The sequence below is a fragment of the Pseudooceanicola sp. DL12 genome (genome assembly GCF_056270665.1).
Genome location: NZ_CM149884.1, coordinates 1,061,295 through 1,079,668, shown reverse-complemented (window position 1 = coordinate 1,079,668; position 18,374 = coordinate 1,061,295). Strand labels below are relative to the sequence as shown.

General features: G+C 65.0%; 18 protein-coding genes. 1 reads left to right on the top strand and 17 read right to left on the bottom strand.

The genetic code is table 11. The features are described 5' to 3' along the window. Positions 1–8: 8 nt before the first annotated feature. From ftsH to ruvC, 13 genes are all read right to left on the bottom strand, one after another. A complete protein-coding gene (ftsH, locus tag AC0WR5_RS05090) occupies positions 9–1,925 on the bottom strand; it encodes an ATP-dependent zinc metalloprotease FtsH (protein ID WP_475867474.1) in 1,917 nt (638 codons plus the stop codon). A 79-nt stretch (positions 1,926–2,004) separates the two neighbouring features. Further along, positions 2,005–3,276 carry a tRNA lysidine(34) synthetase TilS gene (gene tilS, locus AC0WR5_RS05085; protein WP_475867473.1) on the bottom strand — a complete coding sequence of 424 codons (1,272 nt, stop codon included), beginning with the start codon at positions 3,274–3,276 and terminating at the stop codon, positions 2,005–2,007. After that, positions 3,273–4,127, bottom strand: coding sequence for a tol-pal system protein YbgF (gene ybgF, locus AC0WR5_RS05080; protein WP_475867472.1), 855 nt, complete (start codon positions 4,125–4,127; stop codon positions 3,273–3,275). The genes tilS and ybgF overlap by 4 nt, the downstream gene beginning before the upstream one ends. Positions 4,128–4,181: 54 nt before the next feature. Next, positions 4,182–4,706, bottom strand: coding sequence for a peptidoglycan-associated lipoprotein Pal (gene pal / locus AC0WR5_RS05075; protein WP_475867471.1), 525 nt, complete (start codon positions 4,704–4,706; stop codon positions 4,182–4,184). A gap of 103 nt (positions 4,707–4,809) precedes the next feature. Further along, positions 4,810–6,099: a Tol-Pal system beta propeller repeat protein TolB gene (tolB, locus tag AC0WR5_RS05070; protein ID WP_475868892.1), complete on the bottom strand. Its 1,290-nt coding sequence runs from the start codon at positions 6,097–6,099 to the stop codon at positions 4,810–4,812. A gap of 50 nt (positions 6,100–6,149) precedes the next feature. Next, positions 6,150–7,385, bottom strand: coding sequence for a cell envelope biogenesis protein TolA (locus AC0WR5_RS05065; RefSeq protein ID WP_475867470.1), 1,236 nt, complete (start codon positions 7,383–7,385; stop codon positions 6,150–6,152). 48 nt (positions 7,386–7,433) lie between these two features. Further along, positions 7,434–7,916, bottom strand: a complete 483-nt coding sequence (gene tolR / locus AC0WR5_RS05060) for a protein TolR (RefSeq protein ID WP_475867469.1) — start codon at positions 7,914–7,916, stop codon at positions 7,434–7,436. A gap of 1 nt (position 7,917) precedes the next feature. Continuing rightward, positions 7,918–8,613, bottom strand: coding sequence for a protein TolQ (gene tolQ, locus AC0WR5_RS05055; RefSeq protein WP_475867468.1), 696 nt, complete (start codon positions 8,611–8,613; stop codon positions 7,918–7,920). Positions 8,614–8,739: 126 nt separating this feature from the next. Further along, on the bottom strand, positions 8,740–9,129 hold the full coding sequence (ybgC, locus tag AC0WR5_RS05050; protein WP_475867467.1) for a tol-pal system-associated acyl-CoA thioesterase: 390 nt from the start codon (positions 9,127–9,129) through the stop codon (positions 8,740–8,742). Positions 9,130–9,226: 97 nt separating this feature from the next. Next, positions 9,227–9,874: a hypothetical protein gene (locus AC0WR5_RS05045; protein WP_475867466.1), complete on the bottom strand. Its 648-nt coding sequence runs from the start codon at positions 9,872–9,874 to the stop codon at positions 9,227–9,229. Between the two features lie 124 nt (positions 9,875–9,998). After that, positions 9,999–11,036, bottom strand: coding sequence for a Holliday junction branch migration DNA helicase RuvB (ruvB, locus tag AC0WR5_RS05040; protein ID WP_475867464.1), 1,038 nt, complete (start codon positions 11,034–11,036; stop codon positions 9,999–10,001). Positions 11,037–11,147: 111 nt separating this feature from the next. Then, a complete protein-coding gene (gene ruvA / locus AC0WR5_RS05035; protein ID WP_475867462.1) occupies positions 11,148–11,825 on the bottom strand; it encodes a Holliday junction branch migration protein RuvA in 678 nt (225 codons plus the stop codon). Then, the gene (gene ruvC, locus AC0WR5_RS05030) at positions 11,825–12,322 is read right to left on the bottom strand and encodes a crossover junction endodeoxyribonuclease RuvC (protein ID WP_475867460.1); all 498 of its coding nucleotides are present in this window, start codon (positions 12,320–12,322) and stop codon (positions 11,825–11,827) included. Before ruvC ends, ruvA begins: the two co-directional genes overlap by 1 nt. Before the next feature lie 354 nt (positions 12,323–12,676). Here ruvC and AC0WR5_RS05025 point away from each other — a divergent pair, with 354 nt between their 5' ends. Next, positions 12,677–12,883: a DUF1127 domain-containing protein gene (locus AC0WR5_RS05025; RefSeq protein WP_475867458.1), complete on the top strand. Its 207-nt coding sequence runs from the start codon at positions 12,677–12,679 to the stop codon at positions 12,881–12,883. Between the two features lie 215 nt (positions 12,884–13,098). On the opposite strand, the gene AC0WR5_RS05020 is transcribed toward AC0WR5_RS05025, so the two are convergent. The 4 genes from AC0WR5_RS05020 to AC0WR5_RS05005 all read right to left on the bottom strand — a co-directional run bounded on the left by AC0WR5_RS05020 (position 13,099) and on the right by AC0WR5_RS05005 (position 18,248). After that, positions 13,099–13,977 carry a 50S ribosomal protein L11 methyltransferase gene (locus AC0WR5_RS05020; protein ID WP_475867456.1) on the bottom strand — a complete coding sequence of 293 codons (879 nt, stop codon included), beginning with the start codon at positions 13,975–13,977 and terminating at the stop codon, positions 13,099–13,101. A gap of 85 nt (positions 13,978–14,062) precedes the next feature. Next, positions 14,063–15,298 carry an MFS transporter gene (locus AC0WR5_RS05015; RefSeq protein WP_475867454.1) on the bottom strand — a complete coding sequence of 412 codons (1,236 nt, stop codon included), beginning with the start codon at positions 15,296–15,298 and terminating at the stop codon, positions 14,063–14,065. Between the two features lie 96 nt (positions 15,299–15,394). Next, positions 15,395–15,871, bottom strand: coding sequence for a phosphate-starvation-inducible PsiE family protein (locus AC0WR5_RS05010; RefSeq protein WP_475867452.1), 477 nt, complete (start codon positions 15,869–15,871; stop codon positions 15,395–15,397). 178 nt (positions 15,872–16,049) lie between these two features. Beyond that, positions 16,050–18,248: a primosomal protein N' gene (locus tag AC0WR5_RS05005; protein WP_475867450.1), complete on the bottom strand. Its 2,199-nt coding sequence runs from the start codon at positions 18,246–18,248 to the stop codon at positions 16,050–16,052. Positions 18,249–18,374: the final 126 nt, after the last annotated feature.

Here is an 18,374-nt window from a genome sequence, read left to right as displayed (position 1 = left end):
GGACCGCCTCAGGCGGTCGGTTCGGGTTCCATCCCGCTACCGGGCTTGTTGCGCGGCTTGGTCTTAGGGATCGCCGTAACCGAGGGTGCATTGCCCGCGTCAGGCTTGTCATCCTCGTCCTCTTCCGAGGTGGGCGGTTCACCCCGGATCACGCGCTCGATCTCGGCGCCGGTCAGAGTCTCGTATTCAAGAAGGCCCTGCGCCAAGCGCTCCCAGTCATCATGACGATCCGTGAGGATCTGATAGGCTTGGCTGTAACCTTCGTCGATAATCCGTTTCACTTCCTGCTCGATCAGCTCCTTGGTGTGGGCAGAGATCGAGAAACCACCGGCGCCACCGCCACGGAAGGCCTCGGCGGCCTCTTGGTAGTCGATGTTGCCGACCTTGTCGGACATGCCCCAACGCATCACCATAGCACGGGCCAGGTTGGAGGCCTGCATGATGTCGCCGGACGGACCATTGGAGACGGCATTCTCGCCCCACTTCATGATCTCGGCAGCCTTGCCGGCCATGGTCATGGCGATCTTCTGTTCCAACTCGTCCTTGAAGTAGTTCAGCTGATCCATTTCGGGCAGCGACATCACCATGCCGAGGGCCTGCCCGCGGGGAATGATGGTTGCCTTGTAAACCGGGTCACATTTCGGCAGCGTCAGCCCGACGATGGCATGTCCAGCCTCGTGATAGGCGGTCATTTCCTTCTGCGCCGGGGTCATCACCATGGAGCGGCGTTCCGCGCCCATCATGATCTTGTCCTTGGCATTTTCGAAATCGAGCATGGTCACGAACCGGCGGCCGACGCGTGCCGCCATGAGTGCGGCCTCATTCACGAGGTTTGCAAGATCGGCACCGGAGAAGCCCGGCGTGCCGCGTGCAATGATCCGAAGATCGACGTCCGGCCCTAGCGGTGTCTTGCGGGCGTGGACGTTGAGGATCTTCTCGCGGCCCTTGATGTCGGGGTTCGGCACGGTGACCTGGCGATCGAAACGGCCAGGACGCAGCAGGGCGGGATCGAGCACGTCACGACGGTTGGTCGCAGCGACGATGATCACGCCCTCGTTGGCCTCGAAACCGTCCATCTCGACAAGCAGCTGGTTGAGGGTCTGTTCGCGCTCGTCGTTGCCACCGCCATAGCCGGCACCACGGTGACGACCGACAGCGTCGATTTCATCGATGAAGACGATGCACGGCGCGTTCTTCTTGGCCTGCTCGAACATGTCGCGGACGCGGGATGCACCCACACCAACGAACATCTCCACGAAATCGGAGCCCGATATGGTGAAGAACGGCACGCCTGCCTCGCCAGCGATGGCCCGGGCCAGCAGCGTCTTGCCGGTGCCCGGAGGCCCCACGAGCAAAGCCCCCTTCGGAATCTTGCCGCCAAGGCGGGAGAATTTCTGCGGGTTGCGCAGGAATTCGACGATTTCTTCCAGCTCTTCCTTGGCCTCGTCGATACCGGCGACATCATCGAAGGTAACGCGGCCGTGCTTTTCAGTCAGGAGTTTGGCACGGGATTTGCCAAAGCCCATCGCCCCACCTTTGCCGCCGCCTTGCATGCGGTTCATGAAATAGATCCACACGCCAATCAGCAGCAGGATGGGCAGCAGGGAGATGATGAACGCCTGGAAGCCGCTCTCTTCCTGGCTCTTGGCGCTGAAGGAAATGTTGTTGCTGAGCAGAAGATCGGTCACATCCGCGCCCTGAGGCATGATGGTGACGTAATCTTTGCCGTCGGTGCCCCGGTAGAGCACCTTCTCGCCGTCGATGGTAGCCGAGGTGACGAATCCGTCATCCACTTCGGAAACGAACTCCGAATACGGCTGGTTCTGGCTTTGCAGCGTGTTGCCCGACCCGCTGAACAGGTTGAACAGCGCCACGATCAACAGAAGCAGCACGGCCCAGAAAGCGAGGTTTTTTGCGGTGCCCACGTGAGCTCTCCCATAAAACAAGTGGTCTTGCGCCTAACATAAGGCCGTCGGGGATTAAATAAGTTTCATTGCCCGCCATTCAATGAGCCAGCAATGAAGTGTAGTAAACGTCCTCGCCTCTCAGCAGCTCCGCATGCCATCCCGTCGCGAGCCCCGCATGAGGGGCCGCGACTAGTGTATCACCCCGCCATAGGGAAGGGTAGCCCAACAGAGACCGGTAAGGCAGACCGCAGTCGCGCCAGCTCCCGCATTCGGCGAGGCCCTCCTGCCCCAAGGCGCGGATTTCCAGGCCGTCTTCCGCGACCGCATCAGCAGATCGAACAAAACGCCAACGTCCGTCCCAGACATTGCCAACCGGGGCAATCACAGCGCGCACCGCCTCGTACTCTCTCGAAATCCTTACATCATCAGCTATTACCGTCACGTTGCAGCCGTGCAGGTTCATGCCTGCCCCATCTTCTATCGCAGAAAGTGCGAGGGCCAGGCTGGCACGACGGGGCGGATATCCGGCCCCCGCGACCCAGTTCAGCGTCCCGAGCAGGATCCGCCGGGCAATCTCCGGCTGCAAGGCACAGAACTCCGACCGCGAGATCAGAACATCACCTGCCTCAAACCGCACGTGCTTGCGGGCTTCCTCGGCGGCATACCATCCCAGCGTTGCCCGGGCCGCGCCCAGGTTCCGGGTGACGTCTCCGATGGCGCGGGCGGTTATCCCGAGTGGCGCAAGAAGCTGCATCGCCCGGCGCATCTTGACCCGGTCGTAATGCAGATCCTCGTTCGAGGGGTCATCGATCCAGACGACGTTCAGCGCTTTCAGGTAATCGCGAAGGGTTTGCCGGGTGACCTCCAGAAGCGGCCGGACGTAGGTCACCCCCCCGTCAGGACGGCGGGCCTGCATACCGGAGAGACCATCGACACCGGAGGAGCGCGCCAGACGCATCAGGAAAGTTTCCGCCTGATCGTCCGCCGTATGGCCAAGCGCGATCTCCTCGATCTGATGCTGCAATGCCCAGTCCTTCAGCAGGTCATATCGCGCCCGCCTGGCCTCAGCCTGCAGATTGCCCGAGCCGTCCCAGCTCTCCCAGGTCAGAACATCATGTGACACGTCCAGGCCCTGCGCAATTGCGCCCACCTGTCGCGCCTCGTCGCGCGCCTCGGGGCGCAAGCGATGATCGACGGTCACGGCCCGGAGTTGAAGGGCCGGATCCTCCCCGGCACGCGCCGCAAGCAAATGCAGAAGGGCGAGGGAATCTCCCCCGCCCGACACGGCCACGCCAATCCTGCGCGGTCCCCCGGGCGGAAAGTGAACCGCCACGAGATCCTGCAACGCCTGCACGTCAAAGGTCGTCACGAACAGCCCTGATTACGCATTTCCGTCTGGGCTTCGGTTGCCGAAGCCGACGAGGGGAAACGCTTGGAAATCTCGCCAAGTGTCACGCAGGCTTCGCTCTTCTGACCCAGCTGCCCGAGAAGCCGACCCAGGCCCAGCAACGCCGGCGGTGCGGTCTGATCCTGTGGCGCAAGCGTGAAGCTGTCGAGGTAGGCGCGCGCGGCCTGCTTGCTGTCGCCCTGCTGTTCGAGCGCACGGGCACGACCGAGCTGCGCCGCCGGGGCAAGCGGGCTGCCGGGGTAATCCGAATTGAACTTGACGAAGCCGTCGAGCGCCCCCGCATAGTCGCCCGAGCTGAGCTTCTGCTGTGCCGCCTCGAAGTCGGCCTGCTCCCCGACGGCGAGCTGTGCCGTGTTACTGTTGTCGGAGGGAACAGCGGGCAGCGGCGATGCCGCCTGGTCGCTTCCGGAACCGGAACCGCCCGCAGAGCCGCCCCCGAGGGTCGTCGTCTCGCCCAGCTTGGAAACATCCCCGCCTTCGAGCTCGACCAGCCGGAACTCCAGGTCGCCGATGCGGTTGGTCCCATCGGTCACGATGGCATCGATGCGGTGTTCCATCTCCTCGGTCTTGTTGGTCAGGCGCTGCAGTTCGGTCTCAATCGCATTGACGCGGTCGAGAGGAACCGCACCGGCAACTGCATTGCCCGTCGCACCTGTGGTCGAGAGCTCGCGCTTGAGGTTCTGGATCTCGACGTAAAGCGTAGAGAGTTCCTGCCGGATATCGGCGAGTGTTTCCTGCCGGTCCTGGGCCGCCGCCGGCAGAACCGGCAGCGTCAGGACACAGCACAGAATGACGAGGTATCGACGGATCATGTGCCCGGTATCCTTCCTATGCCCGTGTCAATTTCCGGTTCTCTTGCGAACCGGTCACATGCCCGCAGCAGGCGACAGCACCGTGACCGCCCGACGGTTCTGCGCATAGCAGCTCTCGGTCGAACAGATTGCGATCGGGCGTTCCTTGCCATAGCTGATCGTATCGAGGCGCTGCGGCGCCACGCCCTTGCCCACCAGGTAATCGCGCACGGCGCTGGCGCGGCGTGCACCGAGGGCGATGTTGTATTCGCGGGTGCCCTGCTCGTCGGCGTGGCCCTCGATGGTGGCCTTGAAGTCCGGGTTTGCGGTCAGCCAGCGCGCCTGCCCGTCAAGCGTCGTCCGGGCTTCCGGGGTCAGGCTGGACTGGTCGACGATGAAGTGCACACGGTCCCCGACGGCCTGCTGGAAATACAGCGGCGAAGTCGGATCGGATGCCGTCCCGGCCTGCCCGGCGCCATAGGCGCCATTGGCTCCGTTCGCGCCGTAGGCACCGCTGCCACTGCCGAACCGGTCGGGGTTGGTACATGCGGCGAGGCTCAGCCCCGCGCAGAGGAGAACGGCTTTTGCCAGATAGGTCATGCGAAGTGCCTCTGTTTCAGTGTTCAAGTCAGTCTATCACCGGCGCATCCCCGCCGGAAGGTCCCTGCCCCGCAGCCATCGATGGCAGCTGCGGGACGGCTTTTCAGTTCTGCAACGGTGACCAGGCTGGATCGGAAGCCCCGCCATCGGTACTGACCCGTTTCAGGTTCCGGCCTGTCACGTCGACGGAATAGAGCGAAGAGGTGCCCTGGGCCCCCTGCGTCTCGCGGGAGAACATGATCACGCGGCCATTCGGCGACCATGTCGGCCCCTCGTCGAGGAACGACGCGGTCAGCAACCGCTCGCCGCTGCCATCTGTGCGCATCACGCCGATATGGAAGCGGCCCTTGCTCTGTTTTGTAAACGCGATCATGTCGCCGCGCGGAGACCAGACCGGCGTGCCGTAGCGTCCCTCGCCGAAGGAAATCCGGCGCGGTTCGCCACCACTGACGGGCATGATGTAGAGCTGCTGGGTGCCCGAACGGTCACTCTCGAAGACGATCTGCGAACCGTCGGGCGAGAAGCTCGGTGCGGTCTCGATCGAGGGGGCGACGGTCAGCTGTGTCGACTGACCTGTCGCCAGGTCCATCCGGAAGATATCGGTGTTGCTGCCTTCGCTCTTGGAATAGACGAGAGAGCGCCCATCCGGCGAGAACCGGGGCGAAAACGCCATGTCGCCACCGCCGGTATCGATCACGCGGCGTCCCACGCTGGCCACATCGAGGACGTAGATCTGCGGGCGGCCGGTCTCGTAGCTGGTATAGAGCACCCGGTCCCCGGTCGGAGAGAAGCGAGGCGCCAGCACGAGCGAGGTGCTGTCGGTCAGGTACTGCACGTTGGCACCGTCGTAGTCCATGATCGCCAGACGCTTGCGACGGTCATCCTTGGGCCCTGTCTCGGACACGAAAACCACGCGGCTGTCGAAGTAGGGATCTTCGCCGGTGATCCGACTGTAGACGGTATCGGCCACCTTGTGAGCCATGCGGCGCCAGCCCTCTCGCGTGCCGGTGAACTGCAGGCCACTGCCGAGTTCCTGCCCGGCGAAGACGTCGTGCAAGCGGAATTTCACGGCGACCTGGTCCCCCTGGACATCCACCGCACCGGTGATAAGCGCCTCGGCGTTGATGGCCTTCCAGTCGGCGTATTGCACGGGGCTGGAGAAGGATGTGATCTTGCCGATATGGGCGCTGGCCGGAATCTCTCGGAAGAGACCTGTGCCAGTCAGGTCATCGGCGATGACGCGGGTGATCTGCTGTGCGAGGTCCCCGGCCTGCGGGCTCTCTGCCACGAACCCGGGTACCGCATAGGGCAAGGGCTCGATCACGCCTTCGGTGATCTCGATCCGCAGAGGGCCGGATTGCGCCGCAACCGCACCCGGCAGAACAAGGGACATCAGCGCGAAAAGCGCGGTGAGCAGAAAATTGGGCCTGTGGATGCGTTTCATCATAGGTTCCGCATTTTCTCCGGGTTGAATGTCATTTCGATGTCACGCCACTGCTCGTATTTCTCTGCGGGCAGCGTGAAGCCGCTGGCACCGCAACGCAAGACCGCACGGCGCGCTGCGGCAAAGGCTGTGTTCTGTGCTGAATTATCGCCCCCCTGCGCCCTGACAAGGGACACATCGCTTGCAACCTTGCCATTGCGGTCAAGCTGGAAGCGGACGGTCACAGTCACGCCGAAGGCAGGCGAGCCGACATCGACGTTCCAGCACTGACCGACCGCCAGGCGGAGCGCATCCATCTCGCCGGCCGTCAGCGGCGGGCCGGAGGCCGCCGCCGGCGCCTGCGGGGCATTTTCCTGACCGGTGTCTGCACCGCCGCCCAGGGCCTCGGCAAGGGCCTTGTCGATGGCGGATTCTGCCGGATCTTCCGCCGGCGTATCGGCCGCTGGCGCGGGGGCAGGCTTGGGCGCGGGCTTCGGCTCTGGTTGGGGCTCGGGCTTGGCTTCGGGTTTCGGCTCGGGGGCGGGAGCTGACTGCTGCGCGGGCTCCGCCGCAGCCACCTGTTCGGGGCGGGTCTTGGGCCGCACCGAAGTAGCGGGCGCACGGGTCGAAGGCTCGTCCGCCTCGGTCACGATCTCGGTGGTGGTCTCCTCGGGCGATGCGGCATCCTGCTCCTCGAGAGGCTCGGCGGCAGGATCCTCTGAAGGCGCCACTTCCGGGCGGCTCTCGATGTCCACCGGCATGTCCCGGTCCGGCCGCTCGACCGGCTCGGGGGCGATGCGTGGCGCCTGTTGCGGCGCCGGCGGGGCCTCGGGCCGCACGACGGGGGCCGGTGTCGCCTCGGGCTCCGGTGCGGGGGCCGGCACCAGCGCCGCCATGTCCTCTGCGGGCTGCGGCGCCGCCTCCGGCTGGGCCGGCGGGGCATCCGTCACCTCGGAGACCGGCGGTGTCGGCACGGGCACTTCCGGTGCGGCGTCGGGTTCGGGCGCGGCGGGGGCCGGCTCGGGGTCCGGCTGCGCGGGAGCAGTGTCCGTTGCCGTGGCCACCGGCGCCTCGGTCGAGGGTTCCGGAGCGATCTCGGGCAAGTCTGGCGGGCGCACCTGCGGCGCCGGTCCGGGCGGACGGCTGCCGCCCTGCATGGCCGCGAACTCCTGCTCGGAAATGATCGAGACCGGCGTGACCTGGATCTCGGGCGCCGGCGAAGAGAACCAACCGCCGAAAAGCACGATAGCAATCACCCCGAGGTGTCCCGCGCCGGATATGACCTGGCCCGTGTTCATAGCGTCTTAGTTGCCTTCGCCATCCAGCGTCGGCCCGCCGGTGTCCGTGACGAGGCCGATATTCGTGAAGCCACCGCTGTTCAGGGCCCCCATGACCTGGACCACCGTCTCATATGGGACAGCACCATCAGCCCGCAGGTAAACGCGGTCGGACGAGCGCTCTGCCGCGACAGCACGGAGCTTGTCCAGCAGCTGGTCGCGGGGCGTTTCGGTTGTCTGGATCATGATCCGGCCGTCAGAGGTGACGGTGACAGTCAGCGGCTCTTCCTGTTCGGATGGCAGGGCCGCCGCGGCGGTCTTGGGCAGTTCGACCGGCACGCCGACGACCATCAGGGGTGCGGCCACCATGAAAATGATGAGCAGCACCAGCATGACGTCAACAAATGGCGTGACGTTGATCTCGGCCATGGGGAGCGCACGGCCACCGCGACGTCGCCCCCTGCGACGTCCCCCGCCCGATCCGGATCCGCCCTGTACGCTCGCGCCCATGTCAGCTGTCCAACTGACGGCTGAGGATGGTGGAGAATTCGTCGGCAAAGGCTTCGTAGCCGCCAACGATGCGATCCGCGTCGCCACTGAGCTTGTTGTAGAAGACAACGGCCGGGATCGCGGCAATCAAGCCGAGAGCAGTGGCCAGAAGGGCCTCTGCGATCCCCGGCGCCACGACTGCAAGGTTGGTGTTCTGGGTTTCCGCGATACCGATGAAGGCATGCATGATGCCCCAGACCGTCCCGAACAACCCGATGAATGGCGCGGTGGAGCCGACGGTGGCGAGCACGGAGAGGCCTGATTGCAGGGTCTCGGCTTCCTTGGCGATCGCAACATCCATCGACCTGTCGATCCGGGCCTGAGCCCCGGCGATCATGCGGCCGTCGGAACGGTGCGAACGGCGCCATTCCGTCATGCCGGCGGCAAATACACGTTCCGACCGTCCCGACGGCTCGGGGCCGATATCGTCGTAGAGTTCGTCCAGCGGCTCACCGGACCAGAAGACCTGGTCGAAGGCCGCCGCTTCGGAACGGGCTCGCCGGAAGGTGATAAATTTCTGGATGATGATCGACCAGCTCCAGAAGGATGCCAGGATCAGCAGAAGCATCACGATTTTCACGGTAAACGTGGCACGGCCGAAAAGGCCGAGCATGGAGAAATCGATCTCCTGCACGGATGCGAGGGTTTGTGGGTCCATAATGCCTGCTCTTTTTCACCGCGGCCGTCTGCGCGACCTGATTGCGGAGGAAGCTAGCGCAGTTCAAGGGGATTGGCCAATGAATTAAGGCGGAAAGCCGCCCGGGCCACGCGGTTGTGAAAGGGCTCAGTGCAGCATCAGGCGAATATTTGCCGGTAGCCGCGCGGGATGGCCGGTCTCTGACAGGGCCACCAGCGTGACATGCGATGTGAACAGCAAGGCATCGGCCCTGCGGACATCCTGGCGCAGGATGATCCGCGCCCCGGTGACCTGTTCCGGTACGGTTTCGACGGTCAGCTCGTCGTCGAATCTGGCCGGCGAGAGATAATCGGCTTCAACCCGCCGAACGGCGAAAACGATGCCCTCGTCCTCTTTCAGACGCACCTGGTCGACGCCCAGATCGCGCACCCATTCGCTGCGGGCCCGCTCGATGAACTTCAGGTAGTTCGCGTAATAGACGATCCCGGCAAGGTCGGTGTCTTCGTAGTAGACGCGCAGGTGAAACAGGTGGCTCATGCAGGACAGCTCTCAAGGCACTGAATTCTGGCGGCAATGAAGCATTGCAGCCGGGCAGAGGCAAGCGCCGCGCGCCTGACCGCACCGCCCATTCGGGTCAGTTGTAGAATTGTCCGGCCCGTGCAGCCAGGCGCAGGGCCAGCGTCGGGTCCTCGCTGAAGCTGGGCAGCACCGGATCATAGGCCGCGGCGAGAATCGCCGTGAGGTCGGGTCGCATCACGGTACCCTCGGCGTTTTCGATGCGCGCCAGCGCCGAACTCTCGGCAAAGGCATCGGGGGCCCAGAGGAGCATCGATTTGAGCGTCTGTTCGATACCGAGGTCGGTCGCAGGCATGACCGACAGGGCCTCGTCCATCCGCAGCAGGATGAAGGCCGCCTTGATCGAATTGTCCGCGTCGAACCGGAAGAAACGGTACTGGTTCGCACCGGCGGCCTGAAGCCGCGGCAGAAGCGTTTCGAGGTTCGGGATCAGCTGATCCATGTTCTCGACCTCGGCAAGCTCGGACCAGTCTTTCAGAAAGAAAATCATGAAGTTGGCGCCGAGCTCGGGATCCACCTCGGTCATCTTGTGACCGGAGGCGAGCACCACCGTCTCGATGGCGCCCTTGAGCGGCGGCAGGCTGTCGTCGGCAACGCCAAAGATCACCGGCGCGATCGGGCGGGACCAGCGCGCAAAGCGGAACTGTCCCTCGGAATCGGTAAAGAGATCGGTGATCTGCCCGGCATCGGGCGCAAGCTCGGGCATGTGGGATCCTTTGCCAGTCGCAATTGGGTAAGCGCAGGGTTTTCCCAAGCATGAAGTCCATGCGCAAGAGCAAACCCACGGGTACGACGCCCGATCTAGGTACGGCAGGCGCGTTAAGGAAGCATCACTCCTCGAAAAGATCCGGCGTGGCCGGGCCGCGCGGCGGGGTCAGGCCAAGGTGCCGCCAACCGGCCTGTGCCAGCATCCGACCACGGGGCGTACGCTGGATCAGGGTCTGCTGCAGAAGGTAGGGCTCGATGACCTCTTCAAGGGCGTCCCGGCTCTCTGACAGGGCGGCCGAAAGCGTCTCTATTCCCACCGGGCCACCCCCGTAACCCTCTCCGATCATTCGCAAATACCGGCGGTCGGCGCCATCGAGGCCGAGGTGGTCGACGCCGAGGCGGGTGAGCGAACTGTCAGCGAGCTCGCGGGTGATGGTGCCGTCGCCTTCGACCACGGCGAAATCGACCACGCGGCGGAGCAGTCGGCCGGCAATGCGGGGGGTGCCACGGGCACGTCGGGCGATCTCTCGGGCGCCCTCGTCATCGGCGGGCGCACCGAGAAGACGGGCGTTGCGGGTGACGATCTCGTGCAGCTCGTCGATGGTGTAGAACTGCAGCCGGGTGGGAATGCCGAAACGGTCGCGCAGCGGCGTGGTGAGCAGGCCCAGACGGGTCGTCGCCCCCACCAGCGTGAAGGGCTGAAGTTCGATCCGCACGGTACGCGCGGCAGGCCCCTCGCCGATCACGAGATCAAGCTCGAAATCCTCCATCGCGGGATAGAGAACCTCTTCCACCGCAGGGTTAAGCCTATGAATTTCGTCGATAAAGAGGACGTCCCGCGCCTCGAGGTTGGTGAGGATCGCCGCGAGGTCACCGGCCTTGGCCAGCACCGGACCGGAGGTCATGCGGAAGTTGACGCCGAGCTCTCGCGCCATGATCTGTGCCAGGGTCGTCTTGCCCAGGCCGGGAGGGCCATGGAAGAGGGTGTGATCCATCGCCTCGCCCCTCTGGCGGGCGGACTGGATGAAGACCTTGAGGTTGGCGCGGGCCTCGGCCTGACCGATGAAGGCATCGAGGGTCTGCGGCCGCAAGGCCCGGGTATCCTCGGCCAGATCCTCTGGCAGCGGGGCGGGTCTGAGGGTCGGATCCGGCTCGGTCATGTCAAAATCCTAACGCCTTGAAAAGGCTGATTTCCAACGTCGGTATTACGTCGGTATTACGTCGGTATCGCGTCGGTGCCGATCCGGAAAATCGCGGCAGGCCCGAAAAGGTTAATCCTTCGGCGCGAGCAGTCTGAGAGCGGCCCGGATCAGGCCCGAGGTGTCAAGCTCGGGCGCGTCGGTGAGCGCCTGCATCACGGCGCCTGCGGCCTCGGAAGGCTGATACCCGAGATTGGTGAGCGCGGAGAGTGCCTCGGCCTGGGCATTGGCATTCGGGGCCGGCGCAGGCGCCGGTTTCGGCGCGCGTTTCGGGGCGGGCGCCGGGGTCGCCTCCTCGATCACCGCGCCCTCGGCAGAGGCGGCGGGCGTGGCGGTCATGGCCATGACGGTGGGCGCCTTGTCCTTGAGCTCGGAGACCACCCGTTGGGCGATCTTGGGGCCGACGCCCTTGGCGGCCTTGACCGCGTTCCAGTCGCCCAGCGCGATGGCACGGCTGACCCCGTCGGGGCCGAGCGCCGAGAGGATGGCAAGCGAGGCCTTGGCCCCCACCCCCTGCACCGAGGTGAGCAGGCGGTGCCATTCCTTCTCCACCATGGTGGAGAAACCGAAGAGCTGCAGCAGGTCCTCGCGCACGAGAAGGTCGGTATAGAGAGCGGCGGCCTCGCCCGGGCCGGGCAGCGCCGCCAGCGTCCGGTCGGAGCAATAGACCACGTAGCCCACGCCGCGCACGTCGAGCAGCAGGTGATCGAGATCCTTGTAGTCGACGATCCCCGTCAGCTTGCCGATCATCAGGCGCTCCTCCGGATGGCCTGGGCCAGGCCCGAGCCCATGTGATGGGCATGACAGATGGCAACGGCAAGGGCATCGGCGGCATCGGGGCCGTTCAGCTGAACGCCGGGCAATTGCATGCGGACCATGTGCTGGACCTGCTTCTTGTCGGCATGGCCGACGCCCACGACCGTCTTCTTGATCTTGTTGGGAGCATATTCGCCCACCACGATGCCGGCACGGGCCGGCACGATCAGCGCCACGCCGCGGGCTTGGCCGAGCTTCAGCGTGCCGGCGCCGTCGCGGTTGACGAAGACATGTTCGATGGCGGCCTGATCGGGCTGAAAGCGGGCGACGATCTCTGTCAGACCATCATGCAGGTGCAGCAGGCGCCGCGCCAGATCATCCCCCTCGCCGTGAATCACGCCGTTGTCGATGTGGCTGATCCGGCTGCCCTCGACACGAATCATGCCCCAACCGAGGTTCTGAAGCCCTGGGTCGATCCCCAAAACGCGCATTTTGCCCTGCCCTTTCCGGTGCCTGTCGCCCTTTGTCAGGACTTTTTTTCACAATTAGCACGAAACAAGAACATGCGCCAAGGGCGATGAATGATTTCGTTCCGTGATGGATCGGCAGCGGCGCGTTTATGGATCGTCGAAATTCGCCGTCCGGATGGTCAAAAACGACCCCACACCAAACACTTTTTACGAGAATTGATGAACTTTCTGCGACACAGCCTACCCATGCATTCCCTGCATGCGTTGCATGCAAAAATTGCTGCTTGAATGGGCAGAATAAAAACTCTAGCTGCGGCAACAGAAGACGCGACAGACAATCTGTCGGCCCTGAAACTCCCCATGAGGATAAGACCAATGGCCAATACGCACTACAACGACCGCACCCAAGCACCCGCCAGCCCCTTCTCGGCATTTGCCGCACCGCTGGCCCACCTGATTTCCGCCATCACCAACTGGAATGATGTGCGCGTGACCCGCAACGCCCTGTCCCGCCTGAACGACCGTGAGCTGAACGACATCGGCCTGGTCCGCGGTGACATCGAGGACGTCGCCCGCCGCTAAACCCTGCTGCGGCATGGGGATGCCGCAGACTGAAGGGCTGTACAGAGAAAGCCGCATCCGGACCGCCGGGTGCGGCTTTTTCCATGGCCGGAACCGGGGCCGAAGCGCCGCCGAACCAAGCCATGCAAAAAGGCGGCCACCGGGGCCGCCTTTTGCGTGTCGTTTTCAGGCCTTCAGGAAGGGGGCCCTTCAGGGGCGGGATCCCCAATACGGGATCACGCGGGCATCTTCAGGGTGAGCGTGGTCCATTCGCGGATCTGCTCGGAATGATGCAGGGCAAAGCCCTCGGCCACATAGGCGGCGAGAACGTCGTCGGCCTGTTCGTTCAGCAACCCGGAGAGGATCGCATAGCCGCCCCGCGCGGTATGGGCCGCCATGTCGGGAGCGAGCGAGATCAGCGGGCCCATGAGGATATTGGCAAAGACCAGCCCGTAGGGCGCACGGTCGTGCAGCTCGTCATGGTCGAAACCGGCGGCCTCGACGCAGGCCACCTGCCCGGCCATGTCGTTTGCGGCCAGGTTGGCGACGGCGACGTCGACGGCAACCTGATCGATGTCGGAGGCGATGGGCGTGCCGGGCCAGATCTTGGCGGCGGCCATGGCCAGCACCGCGGTGCCGCAGCCGATGTCGGCGGTGCGATCGGTGGAGAAGCCTTCGTTGTCGAGCCGGTCGAGCGCCTTGAGGCAGCCGAGAGTGGTGCCGTGGTGGCCGGTACCGAAGGCCATGGCGGCCTCGATCAGAAGCGGAATGACGGCCGGATCCTGAGGCACCTTGTCGGCATCATGGGAGCCGTAGACGAAGAAGCGGCCGGCCTCTACGGGAGAGAGCTCGCGCCGGACATGGGCAACCCAGTCGGTCTCGGGGACCTCGGAGACCACGAAGGGGCGGGCGTTGTTCATGGTGGCCAGCAGGGCCAGGCCGGCCTCGTCGGGCTTCTCCTCGAAATAGCCGCCGACCTCCCAGAGGCCGCTGTCGTCCTCCATCTCGAAGACGCCGATGCCGGTGGGTTCGGGGATGAGGCGCTCCATCGCCTCGCCGAGGGCCTCGGCGTCCTGCTTGCTGGTCAGCTTGGTATAGGCGGTGAAGGTGGTCATGGTCGTCCTCTGGCAGTCCTCGGAAGGAAGGGGTTGCCCGGGGCCTAGTCGCGGCGGGGCGTGCCGTCAAGCGCGCGCAGGCGGCCTATTCCGCGGCCGAGGTGCGCAAGCGGCGGGAAAAGATCGTCTCATGGCCCGGTTCGGGGTGGCGCGGGATCAGCAGTGCCAGCAGGAAGGAGGCCGCGGCCAGCAGGGCCGCGAGGCCGAAGACGGCACCGGGCGAATAGAGCCAGAGATAGCCGAGCGAGGCCGGCAGGAAGACCGCCGCGATGTGGTTGATGGTGAAGGCCACGGCCGCAGTGGGGGCGAAATCGCCGGGATCGGCGATCTTCTGGAAGTAGGTCTTGAGCGCCAGGGCGAGGGAGAAGAAGAGGTTGTCGATCACGTAGAGCGTGGCCGCCAGCGCAATGCCCCAGCCGAAGTAGTAGATGCCGCCGTAGAGCGAGAAGACGATGACGAGGCCGGCGTATTCGAAGGCCAGCACGCGGCGTTCGCCGATCACGCCCACCGCGCGGCCCAGGAGCGGCGCCAGAACCATGTTCGACAGCAGCGTGATCAGGAAGAGCGAGGTGACCTGATGCACGTCGAAACCGAAGCGTTCGACCAGCATGAAGCCGGCGAAGACCACGAAGATCTGCCGCCGCGCGCCGGCCATGAACTGAAGCAGGTAATAGAGCCAGTAGCGGCGGCGCAGGACGATCTGCTTGCGCTGCGGATTGGGCGCCTCGAACTGCGGGTAGAGGAAGAGCGCGAGGAAGGCGAGCAGCGTGGTGGTGCCGCCGGCCAGCATGAAGACGAGGTTGTAGCTGAGCCCCAGGGTATCCCAGAAGGCCACGATCAGCCCGTAGGAGACCAGCGTGGCGGCCGAGCCGACGGCCAGCAGCTTGCCCAGCACGCGGGGGGCCTGCTCGCGGGTAAGCCATTGCAGCTGGAGCGACTGGTTCACCGCCTCGTAGAAGTGGAAGCCCACGGAACTGAAGAAGGTGATCATCAGGATTCCGCCCAGCGTGGGGAAATAGGCCGTGAGCGCCGTGGACACCCCCAGCAGCATCAGCGAGATCAGCGCCAGCACCTGTTCGCGGCAGATCAGCAGTACCGCGATCACGCCGATGGAGAGAAAGCCCGGGATCTCGCGCACCGTGTGCAGCCAGCCGATGTCATGCCCGTCGAAGCCCGCGGATTCGATGACGAAATTGTTCAGCAGGGCGTTCCAGGTGGCGAAGGCGATGGGCTGAGCCACCGCCATCAGCACCAGCAGGGCGATGGGACGACGCCAGATCGGCATCGTCGGGGCCTGGGCAATGGGGATGATACGTGTCATTCGCATGCTTTACCCGCCTTCCGGGAAATTGCGAAGACATTTGACATTGCATCCCTGCACAGACCTGCCGCAGGGGCCGCGAAAATGCGGAGGTCGCTACGGCTTGCGGGAAAGCAGCCAGTAGGTGAGCCCGAAGGCCAGCGCCAGCAGCCCGTAGGCCATGAAGTACTCGGGCTGAAGCTCCTTGCTGTCGAGAGTGATCACCTTTCGCGAAACGGCCATGAGGGCGGTGGCGACCACGAGCTTGACGTGGATGACGTCCTTGGTGAGGTAGAGCGTGACGTTGGTGTAGATCTCTATGGCGATCAGCACCATCAGCGCGGCATTGAACACCGCGAGAATGTCGCCGACGGTGAGAATGAAAATCGGCGGCGTGAGCAGGCGACCGACGATCATGAAGCCGGACTCCACGATGCCGCAGACGATCACGATCACCATGACCACCGACAGAAGCCGCACCCCGAGACGCACGAGGCGGTTGGAATAGCGCACAATCAGGTCGGGGTGATCGGGATCGAGCTCGGTATGCTCGCCGTTGCCCGGAAGCTGCCCTTCTAGCCGCTCTGCACTCATCGTCTGGTCTTTCCTGTTCAGCATCCGGCCCGAGGCCGTCCATGGGCATTGGGACCACATGAAGGAACAAGGAGACAAGTGCGCGCGGGCCCTGCCCCGGCACTTTGCGAGGGACTGCGCCCTAACTGCCGCGGTTTGAACGCTGTGGTTGAAGGCCCCGCCCGACAGGTGCCCAGGTTCAGTAGAAACTCTGGGGGTCGATGTCGATGGTCAGGCGGAGGTTGCGCGGCATCGGTGTGGTGTTGACCCATTCCGAAACGGCGCCCTGCAGGGCCACGCCCTTTGGCGCCTTGACCAGCAGGCGCACCCGGTGCCAGCCGCGCACCCGGGCGATGGGCGCAGGCGCGGGGCCATAAACCACGGCGCCGGCGCGACGCAGCGGTGCGTCGTTGCGGGCCAGCCGCATGCCGGCCTCCATGGCGATCTGCTGTTCCTCGGCCGAGAGGATGATGCCGGCCATGCGCCCGAAGGGGGGCATCTGGGCCTGGGACCGGGCTTCGGCTTCGGCGTTCCAGAAATCTTCCTCGTTGCCCGAGAGAATGGCGCGGATCACCGGGTGGTCGGGCTGATAGGTCTGCATCAGGGCTTCGCCGGGCTTGTCGGCGCGGCCGGCGCGGCCGGCCACCTGACGCATCAGCTGGAATGTCTTTTCCGCCGCGCGCATGTCGGATCCGTGCAGGCCGAGATCGGCGTCGATCACCCCCACCAGCGTCAGCAGGGGAAAGTTGTGCCCCTTGGCCACCAGCTGGGTGCCGACGATGATGTCGGCGCCGCCTGTGGCGATGGTTTCCACCGCCTGCTTCAACGCCCGGGCCGAGCCGAAGAGATCGGAGGAAAGCGTGGCGATGCGGGCCTCGGGGAAGAGTTCGGTTGCCTCCTCGGTCAGGCGCTCGACGCCCGGCCCCACGGCAGAGAGCATGCCCTCGGCCTCGCAGGAGGGGCATTTTTCCGGCATGGGAATGCTCTCGCCGCACTGGTGGCACATCAGCCGCTTGAGAAAGCGGTGCTCGACCATGCGGGCGTCGCAATGGGGGCATTCGATCTGTTCGCCGCAGGCCCGGCAGAGGGTGACGGGGGCATAGCCGCGGCGGTTGAGGAAGAGCAGCGCCTGTTCGCCCGATTCCATCCGCTTGCGCACCGCCGCCTGCATCGAGGGCGAGATCCAGTGGCCCGAGGCGAGCTCCTCGGCGCGCATGTCGATGGCCTTCATCTCGGGCAGAACGGCGGTGCCGAAGCGCGAGGTCATGTCGATGCGGTCGTACTTGCCCGCCTGGGCATTCACCCAGGTTTCCAGCGAGGGCGTCGCAGAGGCGAGGATGACGCGGGCATGGGCGATGGAGGCACGCAGCACCGACATGTCGCGGGCGTTGTAATGCACGCCGTCTTCCTGCTTGTAGGAACTGTCGTGTTCCTCGTCCACGACGATCAGGCCCAGGTCGCGGAAGGGCAGGAAGAGCGCCGAACGGGCGCCGACGACGAGCTGCGCGCCGCCCTCGCCCACCATCTTCCAGGCCCGGCGGCGTTCGGTCATCGTGACGCCGGAGTGCCACTCGCAGGCCCGGGCACCGAAGCGCTTTTCCACCCGGTTCAGGAATTCGGCCGAGAGGGCGATTTCCGGCAGAAGCACCAGCGCCTGACGCCCCCTTGCCAGGCAGGCGGCAACGGCCTCGAGGTAGACCTCGGTCTTGCCCGATCCGGTGATGCCGCGCAGGAGCGTGGTGCCGTAGGTGCCGCTGTCGATGCCGGCGCGCAGCCGGTCGGAGGCGGCCTGCTGATCCGGGGTCAGCGCCTTGCCGGGCAGCGAGGGATCGAGCATCGGATAGGGCACGTCGCGGGGGGTGTTCTCCTCGATCACGGCGCCCTGTTTCACCAGCCCCTTGATCACCGAGGAGGTGACGCCGGCGGCATCGGCGAGCTCCTTCAGGGTGAAGGCGAGGCCGCCGAATTCCTCCAGCACCGCAAGGGTGCGGGTGCGGGCATCGGTCATGCGGTCGGGGGTTTCGTCGCCCAGGCGATAGACCTTCTGCATCGAGGGCGGATCCGACAGGCCCGGCGCGCGGGTGGCCAGGCGCAGCATCGCCGACATCGGCGTGAGCGTGTAATCGCCCGCGCGGACCAGGAAATCGCGCATCTCGTCGCGCATCGGCGCCACGTCGAGCACCCGGGTGACGGCGCGGGCCTTGCTGAGGTCGAAACCGCCCTTGCCCGGCCCCCAGACGACGCCAATCACCTGGCGCGGGCCGAGCGGCACCTGCACGAAGGCGCCGTCGCGGCAGCCGCCCTCGGGCGCGCGATAGTCCAGGGTGCGGTCGAGCGGCTGGCTCGTCAGGACCGAGACGAGCGTGCCCTCTTCGAAGAATGACGGACTGTCGGACAAGGCGGTATCCCGGGGTATTGGCGGGGGCCGGTGGCGGCGCGATGGGGCGATTGGGGTTTCGGAGCCCCCTTGTATCGGGTAAAGCGCGGGAGAGTAAAATCCAATCCATCTCTCTCTGCACGAGGC